This is a genomic window from Paenibacillus sp. JNU01, assembly GCF_059130585.1.
This window is the reverse complement of sequence record NZ_CP169723.1, coordinates 4,575,402-4,599,326: the sequence shown is the minus strand read 5'-3', so window position 1 is coordinate 4,599,326 and position 23,925 is coordinate 4,575,402. Positions and strand designations below refer to the sequence as shown.

18 protein-coding genes are annotated in these 23,925 nt (G+C 48.7%); 5 read left to right on the top strand and 13 right to left on the bottom strand.

Annotated elements, in window-relative coordinates; genetic code table 11:
- Window positions 1-1,035 (top strand): phosphotransferase family protein, encoded by a 1,035-nt coding sequence (locus tag NLBNIHML_RS20115; RefSeq protein ID WP_339258619.1) that lies wholly within the window; start codon window positions 1-3, stop codon window positions 1,033-1,035.
- Between the two features lie 162 nt (window positions 1,036-1,197).
- Here NLBNIHML_RS20115 and NLBNIHML_RS20110 read toward each other — a convergent pair whose 3' ends face one another.
- Complete coding sequence (locus NLBNIHML_RS20110; RefSeq protein WP_339258617.1) at window positions 1,198-3,009, bottom strand: S9 family peptidase; 1,812 nt, start codon at window positions 3,007-3,009, stop codon at window positions 1,198-1,200.
- Between the two features lie 141 nt (window positions 3,010-3,150).
- On the bottom strand, window positions 3,151-3,570 hold the full coding sequence (gene fosB, locus NLBNIHML_RS20105) for a metallothiol transferase FosB (RefSeq protein ID WP_124117873.1): 420 nt from the start codon (window positions 3,568-3,570) through the stop codon (window positions 3,151-3,153).
- A gap of 155 nt (window positions 3,571-3,725) precedes the next feature.
- Here fosB and NLBNIHML_RS20100 point away from each other — a divergent pair, with 155 nt between their 5' ends.
- From NLBNIHML_RS20100 to NLBNIHML_RS20090, 3 genes are read left to right on the top strand one after another with little or no spacing between them, the layout of a single operon-like run.
- Window positions 3,726-4,625, top strand: a complete 900-nt coding sequence (locus NLBNIHML_RS20100) for an SDR family oxidoreductase (protein ID WP_339239316.1) — start codon at window positions 3,726-3,728, stop codon at window positions 4,623-4,625.
- 11 nt (window positions 4,626-4,636) lie between these two features.
- A complete protein-coding gene (locus tag NLBNIHML_RS20095) occupies window positions 4,637-4,813 on the top strand; it encodes a hypothetical protein (RefSeq protein ID WP_339258615.1) in 177 nt (58 codons plus the stop codon).
- Window positions 4,814-4,856: 43 nt separating this feature from the next.
- Complete coding sequence (locus NLBNIHML_RS20090; RefSeq protein ID WP_494352598.1) at window positions 4,857-6,467, top strand: gamma-glutamyltransferase family protein; 1,611 nt, start codon at window positions 4,857-4,859, stop codon at window positions 6,465-6,467.
- A 1,261-nt stretch (window positions 6,468-7,728) separates the two neighbouring features.
- On the opposite strand, the gene NLBNIHML_RS20085 is transcribed toward NLBNIHML_RS20090, so the two are convergent.
- The 10 genes from NLBNIHML_RS20085 to NLBNIHML_RS20040 form a co-directional block, all read right to left on the bottom strand.
- Window positions 7,729-9,408: an NAD(P)H-hydrate dehydratase gene (locus tag NLBNIHML_RS20085; RefSeq protein ID WP_494352597.1), complete on the bottom strand. Its 1,680-nt coding sequence runs from the start codon at window positions 9,406-9,408 to the stop codon at window positions 7,729-7,731.
- A gap of 196 nt (window positions 9,409-9,604) precedes the next feature.
- A complete protein-coding gene (locus tag NLBNIHML_RS20080) occupies window positions 9,605-10,237 on the bottom strand; it encodes an NAD(P)-dependent oxidoreductase (RefSeq protein WP_339258604.1) in 633 nt (210 codons plus the stop codon).
- A 262-nt stretch (window positions 10,238-10,499) separates the two neighbouring features.
- Window positions 10,500-12,257, bottom strand: coding sequence for an alpha/beta hydrolase family protein (locus NLBNIHML_RS20075; RefSeq protein WP_339258603.1), 1,758 nt, complete (start codon window positions 12,255-12,257; stop codon window positions 10,500-10,502).
- Window positions 12,239-13,705, bottom strand: coding sequence for a tetratricopeptide repeat protein (locus NLBNIHML_RS20070; protein WP_339258601.1), 1,467 nt, complete (start codon window positions 13,703-13,705; stop codon window positions 12,239-12,241). The genes NLBNIHML_RS20075 and NLBNIHML_RS20070 overlap by 19 nt, the downstream gene beginning before the upstream one ends.
- Window positions 13,702-14,502, bottom strand: coding sequence for a hypothetical protein (locus NLBNIHML_RS20065; protein WP_339258599.1), 801 nt, complete (start codon window positions 14,500-14,502; stop codon window positions 13,702-13,704). The genes NLBNIHML_RS20070 and NLBNIHML_RS20065 overlap by 4 nt, the downstream gene beginning before the upstream one ends.
- Window positions 14,480-17,224 (bottom strand): lanthionine synthetase LanC family protein, encoded by a 2,745-nt coding sequence (locus tag NLBNIHML_RS20060; protein WP_339258597.1) that lies wholly within the window; start codon window positions 17,222-17,224, stop codon window positions 14,480-14,482. The genes NLBNIHML_RS20065 and NLBNIHML_RS20060 overlap by 23 nt, the downstream gene beginning before the upstream one ends.
- Window positions 17,225-17,342: 118 nt before the next feature.
- Window positions 17,343-17,480, bottom strand: a complete 138-nt coding sequence (locus NLBNIHML_RS20055) for a hypothetical protein (RefSeq protein WP_161799395.1) — start codon at window positions 17,478-17,480, stop codon at window positions 17,343-17,345.
- A gap of 185 nt (window positions 17,481-17,665) precedes the next feature.
- Window positions 17,666-18,937 carry an MFS transporter gene (locus NLBNIHML_RS20050; RefSeq protein WP_339261290.1) on the bottom strand — a complete coding sequence of 424 codons (1,272 nt, stop codon included), beginning with the start codon at window positions 18,935-18,937 and terminating at the stop codon, window positions 17,666-17,668.
- Entirely contained in the window at window positions 18,927-19,304 is a 378-nt protein-coding gene (locus NLBNIHML_RS20045) for a ribbon-helix-helix domain-containing protein (RefSeq protein ID WP_339239305.1), read from the bottom strand. Before NLBNIHML_RS20045 ends, NLBNIHML_RS20050 begins: the two co-directional genes overlap by 11 nt.
- Window positions 19,305-19,459: 155 nt before the next feature.
- Entirely contained in the window at window positions 19,460-19,873 is a 414-nt protein-coding gene (locus NLBNIHML_RS20040) for a GNAT family N-acetyltransferase (RefSeq protein ID WP_339239304.1), read from the bottom strand.
- 111 nt (window positions 19,874-19,984) lie between these two features.
- Between NLBNIHML_RS20040 and NLBNIHML_RS20035 the strand changes: the two genes are divergently transcribed.
- Window positions 19,985-20,872 carry a hypothetical protein gene (locus tag NLBNIHML_RS20035; protein ID WP_494352596.1) on the top strand — a complete coding sequence of 296 codons (888 nt, stop codon included), beginning with the start codon at window positions 19,985-19,987 and terminating at the stop codon, window positions 20,870-20,872.
- A 289-nt stretch (window positions 20,873-21,161) separates the two neighbouring features.
- Here NLBNIHML_RS20035 and NLBNIHML_RS20030 read toward each other — a convergent pair whose 3' ends face one another.
- Complete coding sequence (locus NLBNIHML_RS20030) at window positions 21,162-23,873, bottom strand: S-layer homology domain-containing protein (protein ID WP_494352595.1); 2,712 nt, start codon at window positions 23,871-23,873, stop codon at window positions 21,162-21,164.
- Window positions 23,874-23,925: the final 52 nt, after the last annotated feature.

Below are 23,925 nucleotides of genomic sequence, written 5' to 3'. Positions count from 1 at the left end.
ATGACAACCCGTATCTATTTTGGTTCCAATCAACTTAGCGAAGTGGCTGCCATTTCATTGCAGGACGCGCTGAATGAACTTGAACTGGGAACCCTTGAAGACTATCAACGAACGGATAAAGGGGTTATGGGGCAGACCTTGCTCATTCGAACTTCCCGTGGAGAGTATATTCTGAAAGGCAATCCTCTATATGCAGGACAGTTACAGGAAGAAAAGTTCTTTGTAGAACAACTGGCGAAACATACGTCCATTCCTGTCCCTGACCCCTATTTATTACAGGAAGATACCGAACTTCTAGGCTGGAGTTATGCCATCATGCCGCGCCTGCCCGGAAATCACCTGTATGATCCAGCATTCCAGGCTTCACTGTCACAGCAGGATCAGGAAGAGATCGCCTGTATGCTTGCCCATACTTTGGCTGAGCTGCACCGCTGGAAGGTGCCTGACGCCGGGGAATATGATCCTGTAGCGCAGCAGATTGTTTCCTTTGCAGGCGATTATCTGGACTGGTTGTACGGAACCATTCGCCACTGGTTACATGATGCGGAGCAATACTCGGTGATTACGGATGACGATGTTCAGTGGGTGGACGAGCAATTCAAGAATGCTGAACCGGCATTTCGTTCCAAAGCTGTTCCGAGTTTTGTCATGGGAGACTTCAAGGTCGAGAATATTCTGATTCAGCATGTGGACGACCGTTCAGGTTGGCAGATTAGTGGTCTGTTTGATTTTACAACGGCCTATTTCGGAGACGGCACAGCTGACCTAACCAAAATATCCACCAGGTATGTTCGTGAGGGGCAACCAGAGCTGGCCGCACAATTCCTTCGCTGCTACCGGGACCTGGTCTGTGCAGCAGATGAGGAGAAATGCGAACACTTCCGCACACGTCTCAGCATGCATCTGCTCTATCAACGTATCTTGTGGTGGGGGGAAGCCAAAGCGACAGGACAAGTGACGTGGGCAGCCGACCTGCCTTTTGCAAAGTGGGCGGAGCAGTCCATCGATTCAATTCTTGCATTGCTGGATGAGTAGATTTGGACAGGTCGCTCAAGGATAGCGGCCTTCCAAACTAACGTATGTATCATATATGTCGACCAACATCTGGACGCACGGATAGAACCGCCAAAGATCAAGAATGATCTCTGGCGGTTTTGGTCATCTCACTATATCTCAGTCAATGATGGAATCTTCAACTTAAGCCTGTGCGACGGGTGACTCCTGATGTTTCTGCAAAAACTCCAGCATCCGGCGATACACGAGAATCTCGTTTGCCTTTCTGGAGAAACCATGGCCCTCATCGTCCAGAACGATGTATTCCACATCAAGTCCCTTCGACTGGAGCGCAGCCACGATCTGATCGGACTCGGCCTTCACGACCCTTGGATCATTGGCCCCCTGAATGACCAGCATTGGGTTAACCATCTGATCGAGATACGTAATCGGTGAATCCTTCGTTAAACGTTCGCGGTCACGGACAGGATCACCCAGCCAGTTATCCATCATCGGCTTCCAGTCTTCCGGTACGGATTCCAGGAATGTGAACAGGTTACTTGGCCCAAAAATATCAACCGCAGCCCGGAACAGCTCCGGATGGCGTCCTGCCAATAACAGGGTCATGTATCCCCCATAACTTCCACCTACCACAAACAACCGCTCTGGCGAGGTAATTCCCTGATCAAACAGCCAGTTGATCCCGGCAACACAGTCCAGTCTTGGCCCTTCGCCCCAATCTCGTTCAACCAATTTGACGAACTCCGCACCATATCCGGTACTGCCCCGGAAATTCGGTGCAAAGATATGATAGCCCTGCGCGAGCATCATCTGGAACATCGGCCGAAAAAACTTCGCTTCGGAGGCTTGCGGCCCACCATGAGGCCAAAATACAGTGTATCCATTGGCCTGCTCTGGCTTTGCTTTGAACAAGAGAGCTTCAATCTCCAGTCCGTCATAGGAGTTATAACGAATAACGTCAGGGTACACGAGATCACTTGGGTCAAGTCCCGTTACCCGATTGGCCGTCAGCGACTCCCATGAATCAGCACCTGCCATTTTGCGATAAATATTATGCGGCTGGATTGCTCCACGTCCGAGGATATACACATTGCCAGCCTTCGTCACGTTCACCTGCTCTATCGTATCCAGCGGCATATCTACGCGCCGAGGCTCATCGGCATTTTTGCCTAATACGTACATACGATTCTCCGGCCCTGTAAGTGTCCAGAAATATAAGGTCTCGGAAGCCTGATGCCAGCGGATAAACTCCACATCTTCCCCTTCGATTTTGCACACTAGACGGAATTCACGGGTATCGATGCGATATTCAGCCACATAGGAATATGCCGAGTCATCATTGGTAATGAACAGAAGGCGACTGTCATCTGCAAAAATCAGATCGGATACCTGACTATGACGTTCTGAGGATGGCAAAATTACCATTTCTTCATCGTTACGATACAGATGCGCCGTCTGATACGTATTTGAGTACATTTTAAGAATGACATAACTCTTCTCGTCAGGACTTACGGCAACCAGGCTGCTCGTAACCTCTTCTCCACTGTATAACAGTTCGTCTTCACCTGTCTCCAGATCGATGCGCCGTGAATTCAGATAGTTCGGATTACCCGCGCTGGTGACATAATAGAGACGTTGTCCATCCTCGGACAACTCTGAGAAATAACAGCGATCATTCGGTTCCGCCGGAACCACAGGCAATGGAACCCCACCCTCGGGTGGAAGTGCATACAGATGATAGTTCTCATCTCCATCCCGATCAAACGCGGTAAGAAGATGCCGTCCTTGCGGGTCTGCTTTGATAAATTGACTGCTCTGATTCAAGTACGTTAAAGGATACGGATACCCTCCAGGCAAATCCATTGCCCAAATATTCGGCTGACCGTTCAGATTGCTGTCCATGAACAAACGTTTCTCGTCTGCCGATACGGCAAAATGCGAAATGCGGTACGTCTGAAAATATTGCTCAACATCCGGTTTAGGGAACTGAATCATGACAAACCTCCTTGGAATTGAACCAATGAATTTAACATTGGTAAATTAAGGTACCATTTGTCCATATTATAGGTAATGCCAATGTTTAGACAATAGATATGTGAGTTAAAATCTCGAATTTTCTTTATTTTCACATGAAAATCATGGATAAAAGGTCATATGAGCCTTATCTTCACGGTAATAATCCAACCTTTGCTTCATCGTGCCTGTATGCAATTCGAACAGATGTCCATCCGGATCGGTAAAATATACAGAAGCAGCATCCCGCGGATCTCTTGGCCTTCCAGGTAGAATGTCCGCCCCGGCTGCTCGAAGTTGCTGCACAGATTCGTCGAACTCTTCTTCTTTGACAGTAAAAGCAATATGAGTATAGGTTCGTTCCGTATAATTGCGAATAACATCCTCCTGATTCAGGGCGATCCACAGACCGGCCAACTCGAAATAAGCCAGTTTGCGTCCTTTCACTTGAATTCGGGCACCGAGAGCCTGCTCATAAAAGGTAATGGACCGTTCCAGATTGGATACGGAAAAGCACAAATGATTAATTCCTTGAATATTCATGTGGCTCCTGACACCTCCATCGATTTAAGGATCTATCCTTATTATGGTATATTTTGCGCAAAAAACAACCGCTGTGCCTGCTCCTCTCGCACATCCTTCTGGGCGAATGCATAGGTTATCCGTATCAATGAACGTTCGAGGAGGATGTAAAGCGAATGAATCCTGTCTATCCTTTTTATGGTGAGAAAACGGTTTGCAAGGAGCAAAAGCTGGCATTTCCACCCCAGCATCAGGACCAGCAACCCGGTCTGGAAACCCTGATGGTACCTGAACCGATTAGTGAAGATCCCGCTTATATCGGCAGCTGCAAACTCGAAGGCAAGGTTGCCATTATTACGGGTGGTGATAGCGGAATTGGCCGGGCAGCAGCCATCGCTTTTGCCAAGGAAGGTGCGGATATCGTCATCGCTTATCTATATGAACGGACAGATGCGGAAAGGACGCGTGAACGGATCGAAGAGCTGGGACAGCGCTGCCTATTAATCGAGATCGATCTCCGCCTAAAGAAAAACTGTGAGGCTGTCATTCGCACAACGATGGAGACCTATGGAAAGATCGATATTCTGGTCAACAACCATGGCGTGCAATATGTGCAACCAAGCATTGTCGATATTACGGAAGAGCAGCTATACCATACCTTTCAGACGAACGTGTTCGCTTATTTCTTTCTGATCCAGGCCGCTCTACCCCATCTGTGCAGAGGTGCCTCCATCATTAATACGGCTTCCATTACAGCATACAAAGGTAACGTCCAGTTGATCGATTATTCATCCACCAAAGGAGCTGTTGTGTCGCTCACTCGTGTACTTTCCCAATCCCTTGCAGCACAGGGAATCCGCGTAAATTCTGTTGCACCTGGTCCCATCTGGACACCTCTTATTCCTGCCAGCTTCTCCGCGGAGGATGTGCAGGTATTTGGAACGGAGACACCTATGGGTCGGGCTGGTCAGCCATATGAACTGGCGGCAGCTTACGTCTATCTCGCCTCCCGTGATTCATCCTACGTCACAGGTGAATGCATTCATGTCAATGGCGGCGATATGGTGACGACATAGGCTAGTGTGGAATGTGGGTGATATCGTTAACCGATGTCACTCCACTTGGTAGAAACGTACAGATGATTAGCCAGATCGGGATGGACCGTATTTTTGAACATGTGCTGCTGATGTCAGGTTGGATTTGGCAGGTGTGGCAGGATATCGGTTGTCCGGTTGCGAAGAGGGTTAGGAGTATGATCCGGTGAAGACCGGAACCTGACATCTTGTGACAAGGAGCTGAACAACCTGATGAACTTTGATCCACTCTACCAACCGTACCCCTCGTACCGCGTGCCCGTGTATGCGAAGCAAGGCATGGTCGCTACGTCACAGCCACTGGCTGCACAAGCCGGTCTGGATGTATTGAAAAAAGGCGGCAACGCCATCGATGCCGCCATTGCAACTGCGGCAGCACTCACCGTGCTGGAGCCCACCTCCAATGGCATTGGAGGCGACGCTTTTGCCCTCGTCTGGACCGAGGGCAAACTGCATGGCCTGAATGCCAGCGGCCCTGCGCCTCAGGGCATATCCATTGAGGCGCTTCAAGCGGCAGGCCATACGGAGATGCCGAAGCTTGGGGTTGTGCCGGTGACGGTGCCTGGCGCACCGGCGGGTTGGGCTGAGCTGAGCCGCCGTTTCGGGCGGCTCACGCTGGCGGAAGCGCTGGAACCAGCCATCCGCTACGCGGAGGAAGGTTATCCGCTTGCGCCTGGGCTGGCCCGCCACTGGGCAAGGGCAGCCGAGATCTATGCACGCCAGGGTGATGCGAAGGCAGGGCGGGCGTGGTTTGAGACATTTGCTCCAGGCGGGCGTGTTCCCGCAGCTGGAGAGATGTGGCGCTCGCCGGATCATGCGGCGACTTTGCGCCAGATTGGCGAGAGCGAAGCGCGAGACTTTTACGAAGGAGAACTGGCCGAACGCATTCATTCCTTTATGGCGGAGCACGGGGGTTATCTGACTCGTGAGGATCTGAAAGCTTTTCAGCCGGAGTGGGTTGATCCGATCTCCGTCTCCTATCGTGGATATGATGTATGGGAGATTCCGCCGAATGGACAAGGCTTGATCGCTCTGGCGGCACTTAATCTGCTGAAAGGTTACGAATTCGACGAGAAAGAATCTGTTCTGGCATATCATCAGCAGCTCGAAGCCATGAAACTGGCATTTGCCGATGGGGAGAAATACATTACGGAAGAACGCAAAATGGGCGTATCGGTCGAGGAACTGCTATCTGAGGCATATGCGGAAGAACGGCGCAAACTCATTGGTGATACTGCACGTGCACCCGAGGCAGGTGATCCACGAGCAAGTGGAACGGTCTATCTGGCTACAGCGGACGGTGAAGGCAACATGGTTTCCTTTATCCAGAGTAACTATATGGGCTTCGGGTCTGGACTTGTTGTGCCGGGGACAGGCATTGCCCTGCAAAATCGTGGACACAACTTCTCACTGGACCCGAATCATGCAAACGCTCTGGAGCCTGGCAAACGCACATATCATACAATCATTCCGGGGTTCCTCACCCGTGGCAACGAAGCGGTCGGGCCATTCGGTGTCATGGGTGGTTTCATGCAGCCACAGGGTCATGTACAGGTGGTCATGAATACAATCGATTATCATCTGAACCCACAAGCTGCCCTGGATTCTCCACGCTGGCAGTGGACGAAGGGCAAAACGATTCTCGTGGAACCAGGTTTCCCGCAGCACATTGCACAGGCACTCGTCCGCAAGGGACATGATATCCAAGTGGCACTTGATCCATCCCAATTTGGACGCGGTCAGATTATCTGGCGCAACCCGGACAATGGCGTATTATGCGGCGGTACGGAAACGCGAGCGGATGGCTCCATTGCGGCTTGGTAAGCTCATGTCATTTCATTTATAAAGACAAATGTGGATATCACGACCCGCTTCTCATATCCGCTAGTTCATTTCAAAGACACAATAGAGATGATTCATGTGATCTCTGTTGTGTCTTTTTTGTCTTTTTAGAGTTTTTAACATCAGTAAACAACAGGCTGTAGTTATTCAAGCCCCCTTTTAACCAAAGAAATGTAAAACTAATGTATAATTCATGAAATATTTTTATATTTACGTAAATTTTCACTACATACCATAAATCACAATGCCTCTCTGTCCGATATAGATAGAGGGAAATCAGCAAAAAGTGACTATAGAAATGAGGGTACCACACATGAAAACAAACAAGAACAAACGCGCAGGTCTAGTTCTTACATTCCAATAAAGAGGAGCCTCCGTCATGAATTATGACAGGGCTCCCCTTTTCAGTAGCTAATCGTTGTTTCATCTGAGATTTTTTCGTTCTAGCGATAGGAAAATATATGAATTGTACTAAACATTTCCACGAAACCGAGAGGACAGAAAGATAATAAGCGTAACTACAAGTTTTCTGTAAGAAAACTAGCTCGGAAACGTATGCTACGCCTAGAACCTCTGAAAGAAAGCAACTTCAGATGCATATGCTATCCCGGATTTCCCCCTTTATAAAAGGAATCCTAAAATTCTGGGGTTAATGGGGTTAACAGCGATCGGAAAGTTGTTCTGTCCTCGGAATGTCCAGTGTACATGATCTGTTAGTTCAACAACTTATATAGATAACAAGACATCAACGTTTCAGATCCAAAAGTGTAACGAACCGAGCAAGCCTTATTGAGCGATTAATTGGGGATTATAAAATCTAACGAATCTCAGGCACTCTATTTCCTGATTTAGCCCGGTTTTTCGAGTGTTTTCTCTGAAATACACAGAAATAACGTGGATAGGGTTCGTTAGCTTTTGCTCCTCCATGTAAACCGTGGTATAAGGTGTCTCAGGTTCGTTATGACCCTGGGCATTGATCATTTATGTTGGGTGTAGGGTGTTGAGCATTGCGCGTTGAGCATTTGAGAATTGATGCATGAGCATTGGGCATTGAGAAGTGACCATCAAGAGTGAGCATTGAATACTGAGTACTTGGTACTCAACAATGGACAGTGAGCAATATGCACTCGTCTACTTTTAGTATGCTGGAACACTGGCTCGTCGGGTCACTTGTGGTTTGGAAATGACGCGTCATAGACAGTTAGTTATCCAATCGCGATCTTGCCCCGCACCTGCCCCATCCTCAGAGTGCGTCGATGATGTCTCCCGCCAGCAGGGACGATGGATCACCGCGCAGCAGTGCTGCTCGTTCGGCGGCCTGTCCGTGGAGATATACGCCGAACGCGGCAGCTTGCTCCGCGCCGAGCCCTTGGGCAAGCAGACCGGCGATGATGCCGGTCAATACGTCCCCGGCACCGCCAGTCGCCATGCCGGCGTGTCCGGTGGTGTTGATGTACGCCTCGCCAGATGGCGTTGCGATGACCGTTCGTGCTCCCTTGAGCACAAGGGTCACGCCCTGCTCGCGGGCGTACTGGGCAGCGTGTCCAATGCGGTCACGCTGCACCTCTTGGGTCGACATACCCAACAGTCGACCCATCTCGCCAGGGTGCGGCGTCAGGATTGTCGCCGCACTTCGCTTGCCCCAGTCGCGAGGCCCATGTGGGCCCGCGTCTGCCAGCATGTTGAGGGCGTCCGCGTCAATGACCAGCGGACGGTCCGTATGTTGCCACAGACGGCGAAGCCAGTCTGTGTCGCCCTTGAAGCGGCCAAGGCCCGGGCCGGTCGCAAGCACGTCGCGGCTCTCCGCGAGACGCAGCACAGCGGAGGCAGAAGACGCGTTCCATTCGCCGCTGTCGCCATCGGCGGCGGCAGCAAGCATAAGCTCGGGCACGGTGCCGATGACATGCGGCAGCAGTGCCGCGGGCAGCGCCCATGTGGCGAGCCCGCAGCCTGCGCGCAGCGCGGCCTTGGCCGAGAGCAGGCCTGCGCCACTCATCGGCAGACTTCCTGCGGCCAGCAATACGTGGCCGTAGGTGCCCTTATGGCCGTCCGGTGCCCGGAGGCGGCCTGTGTCCACGCGCAGCGCACCGCGCAGCACCTCGTCCGTCAGCAGACGGACCGAGGGGCCATGCTCTGGCGCAAGCCGCGCGGGAATGCCGATGGCGCGCACCACAATGCGCCCCGCGGCAGAAGCGCCCGGGTACTGCACCAGCCCGCGCTTGAGCAGCGCGAGGCATACGGTCACCCGGGCTTGAATGCAGGGCTCGTACACCTCTCCGGTATCGGCGTCCAGCCCGCTTGGCACATCGGCGGACACGATCGGCTTGCCGCTGTCGTTCGCCGCCTTAACCAGCGCCGCGTAAGCTCCCCGCGGCGCTCCCCGCGAGCCGGTGCCCAGCAGCGCATCCACGATGCCTGTGCACCGGCTGAAGTCCACGGCTTCGCGCCCGTGGACAAGAGCAGGGATGCCAAGCTTCGCGGCGGCATCCCGTTGCACTGCGGCTTCGCCCCGCAGTGCCTCAGGGGCATCGGCGTAGACCAATGTCACGCCAAGCCCTGCTTCAACCAAATGGCGCGCGGCCACCAGGCCATCGCCGCCATTATTGCCCTTGCCGATCAGCATGTACCACTGCTGATCTCCCGGGCGCTCCATCACCAGCGCCGGATCGGCGATGATGTCGCCACCATAACCTTGCCGATCGCCGGGCCCTGTGTGTGCCCGCCTCGCATCACCTTTACTGCTATAACCAAGCTGCCCTGAATTCGCAAGCCAGCCTGCTTCCTGCCCTTCCCGGCACAGCTTGATTACTTCCTCGGCTATAGCGCGGCCCGCATTCTCCATCAGACTGGCTGCTGGAATACCAAGCTGATGAATCGTATGCTCGTCCACAGCTCTCATCTGTTCAGCAGTCACGATAAACAACGCTCATCCCTCCCGTGCAAGCTTATCTCATACCTAAAAGCAACAATATCGCACCTGAAACCTGCATCCTGTATGTGTCCGGATATCTTGCCCTTTCCCTCATCCAGTTACCGTGATGCACTCCACGCCTCATCGGAAGCTTTAACGATCCCGTTTACGAAATCTTAAGATTCAGCCCCAGACTATTTGTCTACGCTTAATACCCCACCGTAAACCGCGCCTGAATAAACTGCGGATCGTCCAGTTCGTCTACCAAAGCTGCTGCAAAATCACCAACGGAAATCGAGCTTTCCCCGATATCATCCGTGATCACACGGTTCATCCCTACTCGGAACTGACCTGTCCGACGTCCTGTTGTGATTGTCGCAGCAGGGCTCATGTAGGTCCAATGAATACCCGATGCTTCAATCAGTTCATATGCATCTGCATGTGCTTTCGCAAGCGGTTTGACTTCTTCCGGGAATCCCGGCGTATCCATCAGCATATCACCGGAATCCGTGAGCAAACTTCCCGCTCCACCAACCACTACCAAACGTCCTGCTTTTGCCCGGCGCACACCCTCGATCAACGAACGTGTCACTTCCAGCATCTCTTCTTCTCCACCGAATTTCGGCCCATATGCACTCACAACCGCTTCCTGACCCGCTGCAAAATCAGCCACCTGATCCGGGTTAAGCAGATCTCCCTGTTCTACACGCAAACGCTCATGCTTCATCTCAATTTTGGATGGATCACGCACCACTGCTGTCACTTCATGTCCACGATCCATTAGCTCCCACAGTATCGTCTTGCCAATCGCGCCGGTTGCTCCAAAAATGGCTACTTTCATATCAATTCCCTCTTTTCTATAGATATTATCTCAACAACTTACCGTTATTTTAATACTTAATCCCATTGTTATATACCTTAAACGGCTCACGCCATCTTAAACCGGATGTGACATCTTGTAAACGTTAATGTTATTCATTTAACCTCTGATACTATGCACCAGGCCACGGATAACACTTCACCCACCACTTTTCCGTTCCCTATCATTACCTTAACCATCGCCAAAAAAGCCGCATTTGCGGCTTCAACATCACGTATTTATCTTACGTAGAGACTCTACTGTAGGTTAGAAAATCAACAGCCTTCTGCGCCCAGATTCGCTCCGAATAAGCCTCATGTGCCATATCCTGTACAATATGAAGCTCAATCCTGCCTTCAGCTCCAGACAACCGCTTGTTTTCCATAATGTCCCGATACAATCTTTCCGTCTGCTCTACAGGGCACAATTGATCCTCCTGCCCATGAATAAATTGAATATCCACCTTACTGAGCCCGGATATATAAGCTATTGGACTTCGATCCCGCAGAGCAGATGGATCATGCAACAGCTCACCAATTTCCGTTTGCAAGAATGATCTCAGCTTCGCTCCGCCACCGTTGTATAGTCCTTCCAGATCCGTGAAAGGTGCACAGGCAACCACATTACTCCATAGCGCCGGACTTTTACCTGCTACCAGCAATGCCAGATAAGCCCCATAGCTCACGCCATAGAGAGAGACGTTTGAATAGGAAGATAACATCTGCTCCCGCATGAACTGGATGACATCTGCATCCACGCCGCCCCAGTCGTTCTGAATGAGCATCTTGTAATCCGTGCCAAACCCTGAGCTGCCGGGATAGTTCAACCCGATGACCCTCACTCCTGCCTGATATAATCCTCTGATGACCGGACTAAAACTGTCAAACAGGCAATTATGAGGCCCCCCATGAAGATAGATAACCACCTGTTCAGCACCCTCCGGGTGCATGTCCATATACGGAATCACGTCCTGTCCATAACGAATCCTTCCATAGATTACATCTGCTTCCTCATCAGGATGGCTGTCAATTCTCTCATCTCTCTCAACCGGAAAAGGGGTAATCGTACTGATTTGCTCTGAAAATCGGTATAATCCCGGCGCTGGAGGGCGGACGATAGATTCATATTTTCCGATCAATCCCTGCCTGTCCCTGCTGAGCACAGCCTGTGTCAGGATTCCCGGATAATCATGTAGCTCAAATCTCTTCTCTCTGTCCAATGTATATTGAACATATTGCCATCTGCCAGAGGTTATCCCTTCACAGAGCACGAGCGGTTGATCTGGATCGAGTTGCATTCTGATCAGTTCAGAGAAGGGTTCGTTATCCCTAGAACATACGTGTACCGTACCCTCTCCTTGCCTGATCCACCCGGGCTGAAAACCATGTTCCACAGGAATGGATACTGCTACGAGGTCACCCTGCTTATCCATCACAGGGTAGGCATACTCCGTATAGGGTATTTCGGATGATGGAAGGATGTCTTCGGAATACGAATACACTCTTCCGAATCCACCAACGTTTACGCCAACCTCTCGTGTGGTTGCCGACCAGAATACAAATTGCGGCTGATGCAGATCAGGAGTAACCCATCTCGCTTCATCCTTGTCCGGATCATAAAGACCTATACGAACAGAGCCTGACCGATGTCTAATGGAAAACAGCAGCAGTAATTGGTCCTCTTGCCGAGCAGCTTGCATCACAGGAAATGGAAACTTCACATATCGGCTCTGAACCAGAATTGCATGCTCCTCATTCTCGTATATATGTAGCCATTTCCCCGCCTTGTCCTGTGTAATCACCAGAACCTGATTCTTGCCAATGAACTGCATATGCTGCGTGTGCTGCTCTGATGCTGTCCCGTGTTCAGAAAGGCTCTGCCTGCCATCAATGCGGCCTGTATCATCAATACTGCACCATTCGCATGTATTGTCATCATAGCCCAAAAGCATACTAGTGCGTTCCTTATTCACACTCATCCGTGTCAGGAATGGATCGCCCAACCCGATTTCCTCCTCTCATTCCAGTGCTTTAACTGCCCCCATCCCTCCAACTGTAATTCCAGTTGATTGATATACTGATCTTGCGTGTATGCATCTATAGGTGTAACTGTCCCCAATCTGCCTAACGTTTCCCGAATCAACCTGATCTGTGGCAGACTGGCAACCGGTAGCCCCTTCATCAACAGACGGTACACCCGGGATGCCTGTTCCTCTAACCCTTGAGTAATGAGCGCCCCGGCGATTTCCACCGCACGACCAAGCAGTTTGGAATGAACCGTGTTTGTCTTCATACGTAACACTTGAATCAACAGTTCATATTCCTGCTCCTGCTCACCAAGCTGTTGATGTAATACCATTTTTAATTGCAGCACATGCCCCAGCCAATCTGCGTACGTATCAACACATCGCTTCTCCGCAGCCAGCAACGTCTTACCTGCCTCTGCATAGTGCCCCGCCCGGAGCTGCAACCCCGCAATATTGAGTAGTGTCTGAATCTGAAAAACTCGCTGATCAGGTCCCTCAGGAAGCTGTCGTATACGCTGTCCCGCCTGACGCTCCAACATAATTGCAAGTTCTACATTGCCCTCCTGCATCTCAATTAATGCTTCACCATTATCAAGCGCAGCCCATTTCCCGGTACGATACGTTTCCGTTAGTTCTTCATGGGCAAGGATCTCCCGAGCTTTCGAATAACAGTGTCGTGCTTCGGCATAATGCTTCCCGTTTTTGGTCAACAGCTGCCCCAGCTCAAACCAGAGCACTGCCTGCTGTGTCACTGATAACCGTTGAAATAACGAATTATGTTCAAAGAATTGAAAACAGGACATGTAACGGGCCGGATTATCCGATTTGGACAACAAAATCCAGGCCAGCCTGTTATAGAGCGCCAATGCGGCCTCTTTCTTCTTCCCTTTATCTTTGCTTACCGTCTGTAAATGTTCCTCTAACAAACGTCGGGTCTGATCAGGTGTATCCCTGACAAGGGATACCGGAAGTTTGGCTATGTCCTCAGGATTGCTCGCTATGGTTGGATATCGATGAAAAAAAAGTACGACACTTACTCCCCTTAATTTCTGTCGATACAGGATATAGTGGATGGCTCCCAGATCCGCAGGGTGGAGGTAGGAAGATACTTCAACCAGAACCCATTTCCTATTGCCAGGTGTCCACCCTGATCTTTGGAATCTCAATAACGCATTTTTACATGCTACAAGGTCATCTATGGGTTTAACCGGATTTAATTGATAGATCAGCGGGAGAGTAGCATACGGATCATCAACCGCGATTCGGATAGCTTCATCTTGCCAATGCGTTGTCAATTTGTGAATTTCCTGCTTCACTGCATCCGCTGTTCCCTCAACGACAAACAACCCGAGTTCATGACTCACACGAAACCATTTACTTCTCAGATCGTGATAATCCGTACTTTCCAGGGGGACAGGCATCATGAAAGCTCACTCACTTTCGTGATCCGGCATACATGTATAAGTCCAGGCACATGTTGTAAATTCAGTGCCTTCATCAATTGATAACTGCCCCGGTTGTTTGCATCCAGTGAGGCTTTAATCCGCTGATCCGGATCTGAACTGCACCGATGGAAGCCATAGGCAGCAAGCCAACGGGCCCAACCTTGACGTTTCGCTTCAGGTATCGTGAAGATATGAGCAAGGAGTATACTGCCGAACTCATCGCTTAACAGGCAGCCCCCGATCTTCCTTCCCTCCAGTTCCACAAGGCCGGAACCCTTCAGCAACTTGCCGTACACCCCCTCATCAATATCTCGGATAGCTTGGTGAGCAGCTTCCCAACTTGGACAGGTAGGATCACTGTCCTGGAGCAAGTGTGCCAGAGATTCCGCCTGCCCCTCCGCAGACATCCAAACCGCGTCTTCATTAGGCATAGCCGGCACAGGAACGTCCTTCAGCTTGCCGAAAAACCGGTATCGATGGGCCAGAACATCTGCCCGGTATCCAAGCTTCTCCCACGGAAATGAAGCAGGCGTGGTTGCATAGAGAGAGGACCATGTCATTTTTTCCAAAACGGATGACATTCGAACTTCCCAATAAGAATTGGAATGCGTTTCACTCCATAAATCCAGTGTATACTGCCCTTCTCCCTGATCAATTACCATGAGCGAAGACAGGATATCCTCATTATCAGGTTCAACGGCATAATAGCGATCACCCGTCTTTCGCGATTCATGCTGACATTGCGGCAGAAGTTCAGACATGGATGTTAGCATCATACACTTTTCCCTCCCTGTCATAATCAAAACCTGAATAAACCAGTGGTTCGGATGCAACAGACGGATAAAACCGGCGTAGCAGGAATGTATAGATCCCCATATAACCTGTCATATAATCCGGGGAGAAGGACTCCATGTCCTCCAAAGGCCACATCCATATGTCCTCCCGTTGCTCACTGCGCAATACATGTAAGCTCTGTGTGTATTCCGCTAGTTTGGTTTCATACCTGCCTGGGAACCTGCGATTGGCCAAGAGCAGAAAATCTCCGTTACCTGCAATTCCGTGACACTGCCCAAAAGAAGCAAATACCGTTGACTGTGCCACTGCATCTGCTGCTTGAAGTCCCAGTCTGGTACAGAGGGGATCTTGCAAAATATCAGCCGCTGCCATTAGGAATCGACCAATGCCCGCCGATCCATTACACCAGTGCACCCAGAGTGTATCCGGTTTTTCCGGCGATGCGGGCCACAGACTCACGCCATTCTGCCCTCCATGACTTGTACGATCAAGTGTATGTACAATTCGCTTCACAGCAGAATAGTACGCTTCCTTCCCTGTACGCTCTGCCAAGGCGAGTAGATAATACCCGATGCCTGCAATGCCATGAGAGAATCCAAGGGAATGATGACCTTTTTTGTCCGATTTATCTTTTACTTTCCACAAACTCAATGATTCGTCTGTCTGCTCTTCTTGTTCCAAAATATAGACACCCAGTTCCTCTGCTCTTGTCAGAAGTTCAGGGCGGCCTCCAATACGGTATATTTCAAGCAGCATCAGTCCCAAACCCGCAGCTCCATGACTAATATTGGTCTGCACCGGATCATGTAGGGTGATTTCCAATGCCAAATCCTCTGCACGTTGAAGCAGCGATGGATCATTTATTCGTTCAGCCGTCTCTGCCATTGCCCAGGGTACGGCGCCATATCCAAAGTATAATGCTACAGGTGTCTCATCTGGAACGTAAGGGTGATTCGTCAAAATCCATTCCAACACTTCATACGCATATTGATGGTATTGTCTGTTCTCTGTAATCTGACCAAGCTGATTAAAACCAAAAATCATCCCTGTCCAGCCAAAGTTAAAATTCGCCGGGTGAAACATCTTGCTCATGCTGTTTTCCGGGAACAGTTGATGGGGACTATTGAAATCAAGAGAAGTATACAATGTGTTTACCATACGCTCCGCCTGACGGAGCACTTCTTCTGGCTCCATATTGCATTCATCCTTCTCTATTACATCCCTGCTTCCTCCTGAACGGACCTCTTGCTGCTCCAGTAATGCAACCAACGTTTCACGAATGTCTGATAACTTCACATATCCGCCAGACATGATCTCAATACCCAGACTTCCCAAGCCACGAAGTTGTGTATTACTTTGATGATCCAGATAAGCTTGTGCAGCTTCCAGATGAGATTGCCGATATTTCAGATAGGGGTCGATGGATGAAGCCATGTAATAAAAGACGGCTCCCAGTGCATACAGATCATCCGCATAACTGGAGCGCCTGCTGTGCTCACGCCCACGTGGCACATAACCCGGAGTATGACCAGTCAATGGATCGGCATGGGTCTCATCACTTCTAACATAAGCCAGTTCAAGATCAATCAGGCGTACACTTCCGTCCGTCAGCACAACAATATTGTTGGGCGTCAGATCATTGATCACAATCCCTTTATCGTGACATTGCTGTACCATATCCAGAATATGTATACCCATCCGATGCATATCCGCCCGGTTGTAATCTACAGCTACATGTCTGCGATGGATATATTCACGCAAGCTGATACTTTCAAAATACTCCAGGATCAGGAAGCGGTTATTTTCAGTACTAAACAGATCAAACGGTCGTGGGGTAACCCCCGTATCCTTCATCAGATCAAGCACCCGATATTCATTATCCAGATAGTCATGCGCAGACCGCCCACCACCGTCTACACGCATACGGTAGACTGCTTCTTTCATGACAGCCTGTTCATACGATGTGCCAGAGATAAGAAATACTCCGCCCTTGCCGGATTTCTTGAGTACACGCCTTACACGAATGTTTCGTATACCAAACTCATTGTTATTGGAATCGGCATGACGAGAAGTCACCTGATTTGTCTCCATGTCCTGAATCCGCAGCAATTCCTCGGGTTCATTCACCCAATCCGGCTTATATCTGCCAGGCGTTCTTCGATCCTCCTCCAGCTCACCTTCTGGATTCTGGATAGCATATACTTTTGCACCCGAGTAACGGTCATAGTAGAAACGATCCGTGAATGCACCATAACGGTAAAATACACACTGGCTACCAAGGTATGCCCGATCTGTCGGAATAGCTGGTCCTTCCAGATCACCTGTACATGAATGCATTAATTCAAGTAACTTCAAGAACTGTTCTTCGTCTCGTGCGTAGATGGTGACACATTTCCCAGTCTGAGGGAGAGGTATGGAACCGTTAGATGTTTCAATCAGTTTTAGCCCACTGCTCACTACTTTCCATTGCACTTCATTTTCTGTGAGAACAGGTGCAATACGGCGCAGCAATTCAGCTCCTTCCACAGGAATAACCGATATATGGATTTTCCATCCCTGCGCGGGAAGCCTTAATTCCTTCGGTCTAAAACAAATCCAATGGCCGTCATTCGACCATTGGATGGATTGGGGAAGTTCCCGGATTATATGTTCCAAAGCGTTCTCAAAGGCGTCCTTCTTGGGGGTTACGCTTGCGAATTTCAATGAGAATCACTCCTTTTTGGATAAAGTAAGAGGGGGAGGTACAATTATTTTAGTAATGCGCGAAAACCAAAGACTTATCTTTCAAATGATTCAGTGAATAGAGCGTGTAAAGAAGTTCCTAGCTCTCGACAACGATTGTTTGTGAGCTAGTCCAGCTGCACACTGTACACAAGCTTGTTTCCTCAAACATGTTGTTATCCTCTTCAACCTCTAGTGCCATCAAATCCTGTACAGATAAAATTTCCTTGTTTTCCATGATAAATTACCTCCCATTTGTCTCCCCCTCTTATAAACCAAATTCTACATAAATTTTGAATTTCCTTCTTTTTAATTGAATTATTTTACATAAATTATTCATTGAATCCATTTATTCGCCTGACTATGTCAAATTACTTGTTTCCTCGGACTAAAAAGAGGTGCAGTATGACATCAGATTCCGTACTACATAGAGGTCGTTTGTTGCCTCGTACGCTTGCTCCGTTCTTCACGGAATGGTCGAACAAACAGGCTCGCCATGCCCATACAAATAACAAATGTACCAATCCCCATATACACCCATGAAGGGTTGTACGTTTCAATGAACCATCCTCCCAGTAACAAACCAAGCGGATTACTAACACCACTCATCAAAACACCCATGCTGTTCATGACACGTCCTCTTTTTTCTTCCGGTGTGGATAAAAGAATCGATGTAACCAAAGGTACGTTCACAAGAGCAAGTCCCAGCATCAACAAAAATGAACACGCAATAGCGATATACAGGTTAGGAAACATCGGCATGAGCAGCAAACTTGTACCTGAGATAAGATAACTAATCAAAAACCAGTGAGCGAGCGAGAGTCTTTTGGCATATTTGCCACTGAGCAGAGAGCCTGCAATACTTCCAGCGGCAAAGGCTGACTGAAGAAGACCGTAGCCTTGTGGTCCGGCTTGCAGCACCATATTGGCAAAAATCGGCGTGAAAATGTGCAGTGGTGCACCCGCAAAATTGATAATGGCTCCAAAGATAATGCAGCAGGCCAAAATTTTACGGGAAAACAGGAAGGTAATTCCCTGCATGCTATCTTTGACAAAACCTGAGACTCCTTTTTGTTTCACGACTTTGGTTACAGGGATGCGGATAAAGAAAATGGATATGGCGGATAACAGAAACGTAACTGCATAGATAAACAAGATGGACTGAACGGAGATGAGCGCAATCAATATCCCCCCCATGGCGTATCCAAGCAATTCAATCGTTTTGGAGGAAGAGTTCAGTAATGCATTGGCTGGAGCTAATTGTTTTGTAGGTTCTGGCAAAATTGCGGGGATGACTGTCTGGGTAGCGGGATTAAACAAAAATCCAAGGATGGCAATGAGCAGATTGGCTGCGTAAATATGCCAAGGAAGCATGGAACCTGTCATGAACAAAAGAGCCAAAAGACAGGCTATACCTGCGCGCAGTATATCTGTCCAGATCAAAAGTTGTTTCTTCGGCAGGCGATCGCTGATCGTAGCCAGGGGGATGCCTAGAAATGCATAGATCAGATAAGGCAGCATCGGAATCAGTGCAGCAGCGAGTGCCGACTCCGTTAATTGCAGGATATACCACATCGTCGCCATAGAAAATAAAATCTGTCCTGCCCCGGAAATCAATCTGCCGACAAGAAGCACTACAAAAGAAGGAAGGCGTAAAACCGCTCGATAGCTGTCGCCGCGAATCTCACTTTTCATCTTTTTCACGCACCTCTCCATCGTACGTAACAGATTCATCATCACTATTACGATGCAGACGCGCTACTAAACCGGAATCTCGAATGGTTTGTTGTATCTTGGCTTTTACCCGTTCCAGTTCGGCCGTATACTCGCGTATCTCGTTTAATAAGGTCTGATGTGTTCGTATGCCTTCCCTAATCAGCATCGCAGTTGCGTCAGAACGGTTTTTGGCTAACTCAAGAAATACAAGCTGATCAATAATATCAATCTCTTCCTGACTTAATCGAACGGAAACTACCCCCTTGGTTCCCGAAAGGTTTTTGTTCGCCTGCTCCACAGATCGTTCCACCATCTGGTTAAACTGAGCTTTCTGATCATTGTACATATTCATTTCCTCCATTCTTAATAAGGAATCTGTATATTGTAATTTGTAAATCGTAAATTGGTTATAATTTACATTATACTTGTAAATAAATGGTTGTAAAGCAAAAAACCTTTGGATATCCAAAGGTTCGCTGAATAGGTTATTTAATTAGTTCGCTACTCTCCCTGTCTCCACCACATACCCTCCGATTTCGGACTAGTATACTCAAATCCAAACTGAGCATACAGGCGATCCGCAGGAACATCCGCCAGCAAACTGACCAAACCTCGAGCAGGCACAACGTCACGCAGATAATTCATGATCTCGCTCATGATCAGTTTTCCATAACCCATTCCCTGAAGATCCGGGTGTACAGCAATATCGACGACCTGAAAAAAGCAACCTCCATCTCCAATCACTCGCCCCATACCTACCAGCATATCCTCTTCACGCAGACATACGGCAAACAGGCTATTCGGTAGTCCAATCTCCGCCCCTTCCCTGCTCATCGGACTAAGGCCGGCAATCTGTCGCAGGGAAAGATACTCCCCAGCTGCGGGTGGTGTGTGTTCAATATTCACATGATCCATGAATTGTGCCCCTTTCTGCTTGAATTCATCTACTTCCTGTGTAATAGTGAGAGAAAGCTTACGTGAAGCGTGTTTCATGATACGTGAAGTTGCTGCAAAGGAGGAACAAGTGTGTTTCAACGTTGGATTGAAGATCTAACATCGCGCCCAGGCACTGTGGCTGTGCTGCTTGGCGTCATGGCTGTGCTTCTGGGGATATACATATGGTCTGCCACTGAAGTTCGCCGCAGCCACGAAAGGCGAATGCGAAGGATACGAGATACATTATACATAAGTACAGCCCTCTTGGGACAACTTACCATCCAGGAAAATCGGAATTATGAACCATCGGAACCCGAACATAACGATCTGATCACAGCAATGTTAGCCTGCAAAGCCGCATCTTACCTATCCCCTCAACTACAGGATCAGATTCGTGACTGTATCAAGGAACATGACCCTGCCAAACTCGGCCTTATGCACAGAGCACTGGAACGAGAATGCACCGTATTATCAGATGAACTCAGCCGGGATACACATGCAGATCATTGGGGCACAGCGGTCTGGACCATCCTTCGGCCGGTAGCCGAACCAGCCGCATTAGCGGCTACAGGGTTTCTGGTTACAGATCTGGTATTAGGTCAACGGATGTTGGATGTGCCTGTAGACTCATGGGAGAGCATATTGCCATGGATTCGCGCAGTTTCCCTAATGATCACCATCATATATGGTTACCTGCTCTGGGCCAGCCCACGTCGGGATAAGCCACGTACAGTATTCAAATTACTCTCCTTGGTGATCGCGCTATGCTCCTTACTCCACCTGATTGGAATTGTTGCTGCGCCCTATGCCCTGGGATTACAGTTGATTATATTCACATCGGGTTTCGCGTTGAATGGGACACGCTCTCGCAGTGATCGCCCTTATGCAGGGCATACGGAGATGGAACCAACGAAGCAAACCTCTACGGAGATGGAAGTGAATACACGTCGTAAATCAGTTCCCAATACCGACGAATAACTAACGCATTCAGCCGATTTTCTAAGGAACTCAGGAAGTCTTAGTTGACCTCTGCGTCCTCTTTCAACATTGTAAGGAACATCAGACACGTTATTTCCCAAAATCGATCGACAAAAACGATATAACAAGCCGATCATGTCCGCCTTGGCTTTCAGTAGGTTTGAAGACACGATCTTCATTCTGCAAGTCTGTACGCAAAAAGGGCCGAAACTACATTGTAGTTTCAGCCCTTTTCTATATTACTAATTTTGTCTTGCGAAGAATTGAACGCTAGCACTAATTACTTTGCTTATTTGGCTGCAACATGTGCAATGATACGACCTTTTTCATAGGTGACCGTAACGTTATAACCATCTGCCGTTACACTGTCGAATTCACCTGTAATTCCATTCGCGGTGATTAACGTAATATCTTTGGAGCCTTCAATCTTATAGTTGGACAAGTCCAGATTCAGGCTTCCTCCATCAATATAGAGTTTTCTGCCGACATTCAGCTGACTGTTGCCATCAGCGACAACCAATTCCAGCGTGCCCTTATCCATGGTGAAGTTTCTATTCAAGTTTAATGCTCCATCCACATTCACAACAACTGTTCCATTCTCTACATACAGATCACCTGTACCAAAAGCCGTTGCAGATTCAGCTACCAGTGTTCCTGCTTGCAGTAAGGTTCCGCCTGTGTAGCTGTTTTTTCCTGTTAGTGTAAGTGTTCCTGTTCCCTTTTTCGTGAGCATTCCACTGCCGGTGATATCATTTCTCCACCAGTCTTCTGCATTAAACCGTCCTTTGGAAGCATCCATATCCACAGTTACATTGTTTAAGAATGCACCGTATCCATCCGCAGCCGTGACCAGATCAATTCTACCCCAGCCCTTGGATTCATCCAGTACAGGATATCCAGAGTCAATGGATGTTGTATACAATACTTGTCTGCGCTGCTCATCTGTTAAATACGGTTGACGTGTTTCCAACAGCGCTTCTGCTCCTTGCGGTACAACGGGAGCCAAACCTTTGGTTCCTGTTTGTGGTAGACCATATGTCATCTTCTCTCTATAGAAGGCTTTATTGGCATCATGATCTTCCCATTTGTGTTCATCGTAAGCACTCTTGAACGTGTAATCTTCGGTTACGGTGTGTGCATACTCATACAGACTCATATTTTTTTCCTTGGCTGCAGCTCCAAATACTTCTCCTGCATTCTCATAGCCTTTCGCTAACACATCTTTGTTCTCAGCCTTATTAAGTGCATATGCCGCCATGGCTGTGGATTGTATTCTTCCGCCTATAACATCAAGCGGTGAGTGCATGCCCGTTATGACTCGATTCTCGCCCAACTGAGCTGCTCTCGTTAACAATTCAGCGAATCGTTCTGGCGTAGCGTATGCCAAAGGAAATACGGATAAGTAAGCTGCACTGGTATGTCCGCTCGGGAATCCGCCATCTTTTCCTCTTCCATCCTCAGCAATTCGTTTGACATAAGTTAAGGCAGGAATAAGCTTAACGTTAGTTTCGTATTGCTGGTAATGTTTTTCTCCGGTTGATTTGGTGCCGCCTGAAGCCAGAGGTACTTCTTTTTTCTCACCTTCGCCCATGGTTTCCCATACAGGCAGCCCTTTGCTATCGACAACTTCTTTCACTTCTCCATTGGAATTCATTCTCCACGGTCTTGGGGAAGAGTAGAAATATTTAGAGGGATTAGATGAGGCAGGAATTTTGAATCGAACCAGATCAACCAAATTAACCAGGTCTGAAAGCTCCGTTTTTGCATCCCAATCTCCAATACCTTGGCTTTCATCTTCCACCGTTTCTTCGGTCAACACCTTATTCATATCGTCCACCGTTCGTTCAACGTTTGTCTTTGGCTTGATGATATCTACATACGTGTTAGCCAACGGACCAAAGCCCTCCATCACACTATAGATCTTATCCCTTTGATCATCATAATAGGCTGCCAAAGCCTCCTCATCCGTGCGGTTTTGTGTGACCTTCTCTACATATCTGATATTGGCTTCCCAAGTCGCTTTGTTTCGGATCTCTTCATTTGCATATGTTTTCTGATCAGCGACGGGTACGGTTGGATCATTCTTAAAGCCGTCATAATAGGGGGACGGTCCATCTCCATACTTTGCATTCTTCCCGTCAGCCCCAATTTTGGTTGCCGCTGTTCCGTCTCTCCAATCTGCTTGATTCATGGACCATACTTGATCAAAACCGTCCAAAATATCAATAAACGGATTGGTTTCCGCAATATTTTTCAAGGTGTCGTCTCCAGCATTGGCTCCGTCCTTCACGGCGGACAACCGGGCTTCATCTGCTGGAGGATTAACATTCAGTACGGCTGCCGTTCCTTTTGGCTTAGCTGGTTTGGCAGCCGTAGTCGCATCTGCTTCTACCGCCTTAACGAGTGCTGACACGGCTTCGGCACGAGTAATGGAATCAAGCGGCTTGAAGCTTCCATCTGCATATCCGGCAATAATTTTCGCTGCAGCAGTTCCACCTACAGCCCCCTTACTCCACGCCGCAATAGAAGATGAATCGCTAAATACATTTGCTGCTGTTTCATTCGACTCCAAATTTAGAATACCAGCAATGACTTTAGCTGCTTCCTGACGTGTAATCGGATCTTGCGGCTTCATGGTGCCATCCGCATATCCATCTATATATCCATTCGCATTTGCGATCGAAACTGCTTCGTAATACCACGCACTCTCCGACACATCGTTAAAGGTAACTTCAGCTTGTCCGGAATATCCAAACGCTCCATTTACCAAATTCATAAATTCTGCTCTGGTAATATACGTGTTCGGTTTGAATGAACGATCCAGGTAGCCCCGAATTAATCCTTCATCGCCCCATGCTTGAATATTTGCTTCCGCCCAGTGTCCCTTAATATCGGAGAACTGAATCTTCTGATCGGCTGCAAAACTCTTCTCTGCAAACGTCGGACCTACCATAGACAACATTAGAAGTAGTGCCAGTGACTTTTTAAGTGGTTTTCTCATGGCTTACTAATACACGCTCCCCTAATCGTAAATTCATTTTCACTTCTGCGTC

Excerpts from the sequence above, each read along its gene's own strand:
- NLBNIHML_RS20100 (WP_339239316.1), top strand. The coding sequence starts at position 3,726 with ATGAATCCTGTCTATCCTTTTTATGGTGAGAAAACGGTTTGCAAGGAG.
- NLBNIHML_RS20110 (WP_339258617.1), bottom strand. The coding sequence starts at position 3,009 with ATGATTCAGTTCCCTAAACCGGATGTTGAGCAATATTTTCAGACGTAC.
- NLBNIHML_RS20095 (WP_339258615.1), top strand. The coding sequence starts at position 4,637 with ATGTGGGTGATATCGTTAACCGATGTCACTCCACTTGGTAGAAACGTA.
- NLBNIHML_RS20115 (WP_339258619.1), top strand. The coding sequence starts at position 1 with ATGACAACCCGTATCTATTTTGGTTCCAATCAACTTAGCGAAGTGGCT.
- fosB (WP_124117873.1), bottom strand. The coding sequence starts at position 3,570 with ATGAATATTCAAGGAATTAATCATTTGTGCTTTTCCGTATCCAATCTG.
- NLBNIHML_RS20050 (WP_339261290.1), bottom strand. The coding sequence starts at position 18,937 with ATGAAAAGTGAGATTCGCGGCGACAGCTATCGAGCGGTTTTACGCCTT.
- NLBNIHML_RS20030 (WP_494352595.1), bottom strand. The coding sequence starts at position 23,873 with ATGAGAAAACCACTTAAAAAGTCACTGGCACTACTTCTAATGTTGTCT.
- NLBNIHML_RS20040 (WP_339239304.1), bottom strand. The coding sequence starts at position 19,873 with ATGGATCATGTGAATATTGAACACACACCACCCGCAGCTGGGGAGTAT.
- NLBNIHML_RS20045 (WP_339239305.1), bottom strand. The coding sequence starts at position 19,304 with ATGTACAATGATCAGAAAGCTCAGTTTAACCAGATGGTGGAACGATCT.
- NLBNIHML_RS20070 (WP_339258601.1), bottom strand. The coding sequence starts at position 13,705 with ATGATGCCTGTCCCCCTGGAAAGTACGGATTATCACGATCTGAGAAGT.
- NLBNIHML_RS20090 (WP_494352598.1), top strand. The coding sequence starts at position 4,857 with ATGAACTTTGATCCACTCTACCAACCGTACCCCTCGTACCGCGTGCCC.
- NLBNIHML_RS20055 (WP_161799395.1), bottom strand. The coding sequence starts at position 17,480 with ATGGAAAACAAGGAAATTTTATCTGTACAGGATTTGATGGCACTAGAG.
- NLBNIHML_RS20080 (WP_339258604.1), bottom strand. The coding sequence starts at position 10,237 with ATGAAAGTAGCCATTTTTGGAGCAACCGGCGCGATTGGCAAGACGATA.
- NLBNIHML_RS20065 (WP_339258599.1), bottom strand. The coding sequence starts at position 14,502 with ATGATGCTAACATCCATGTCTGAACTTCTGCCGCAATGTCAGCATGAA.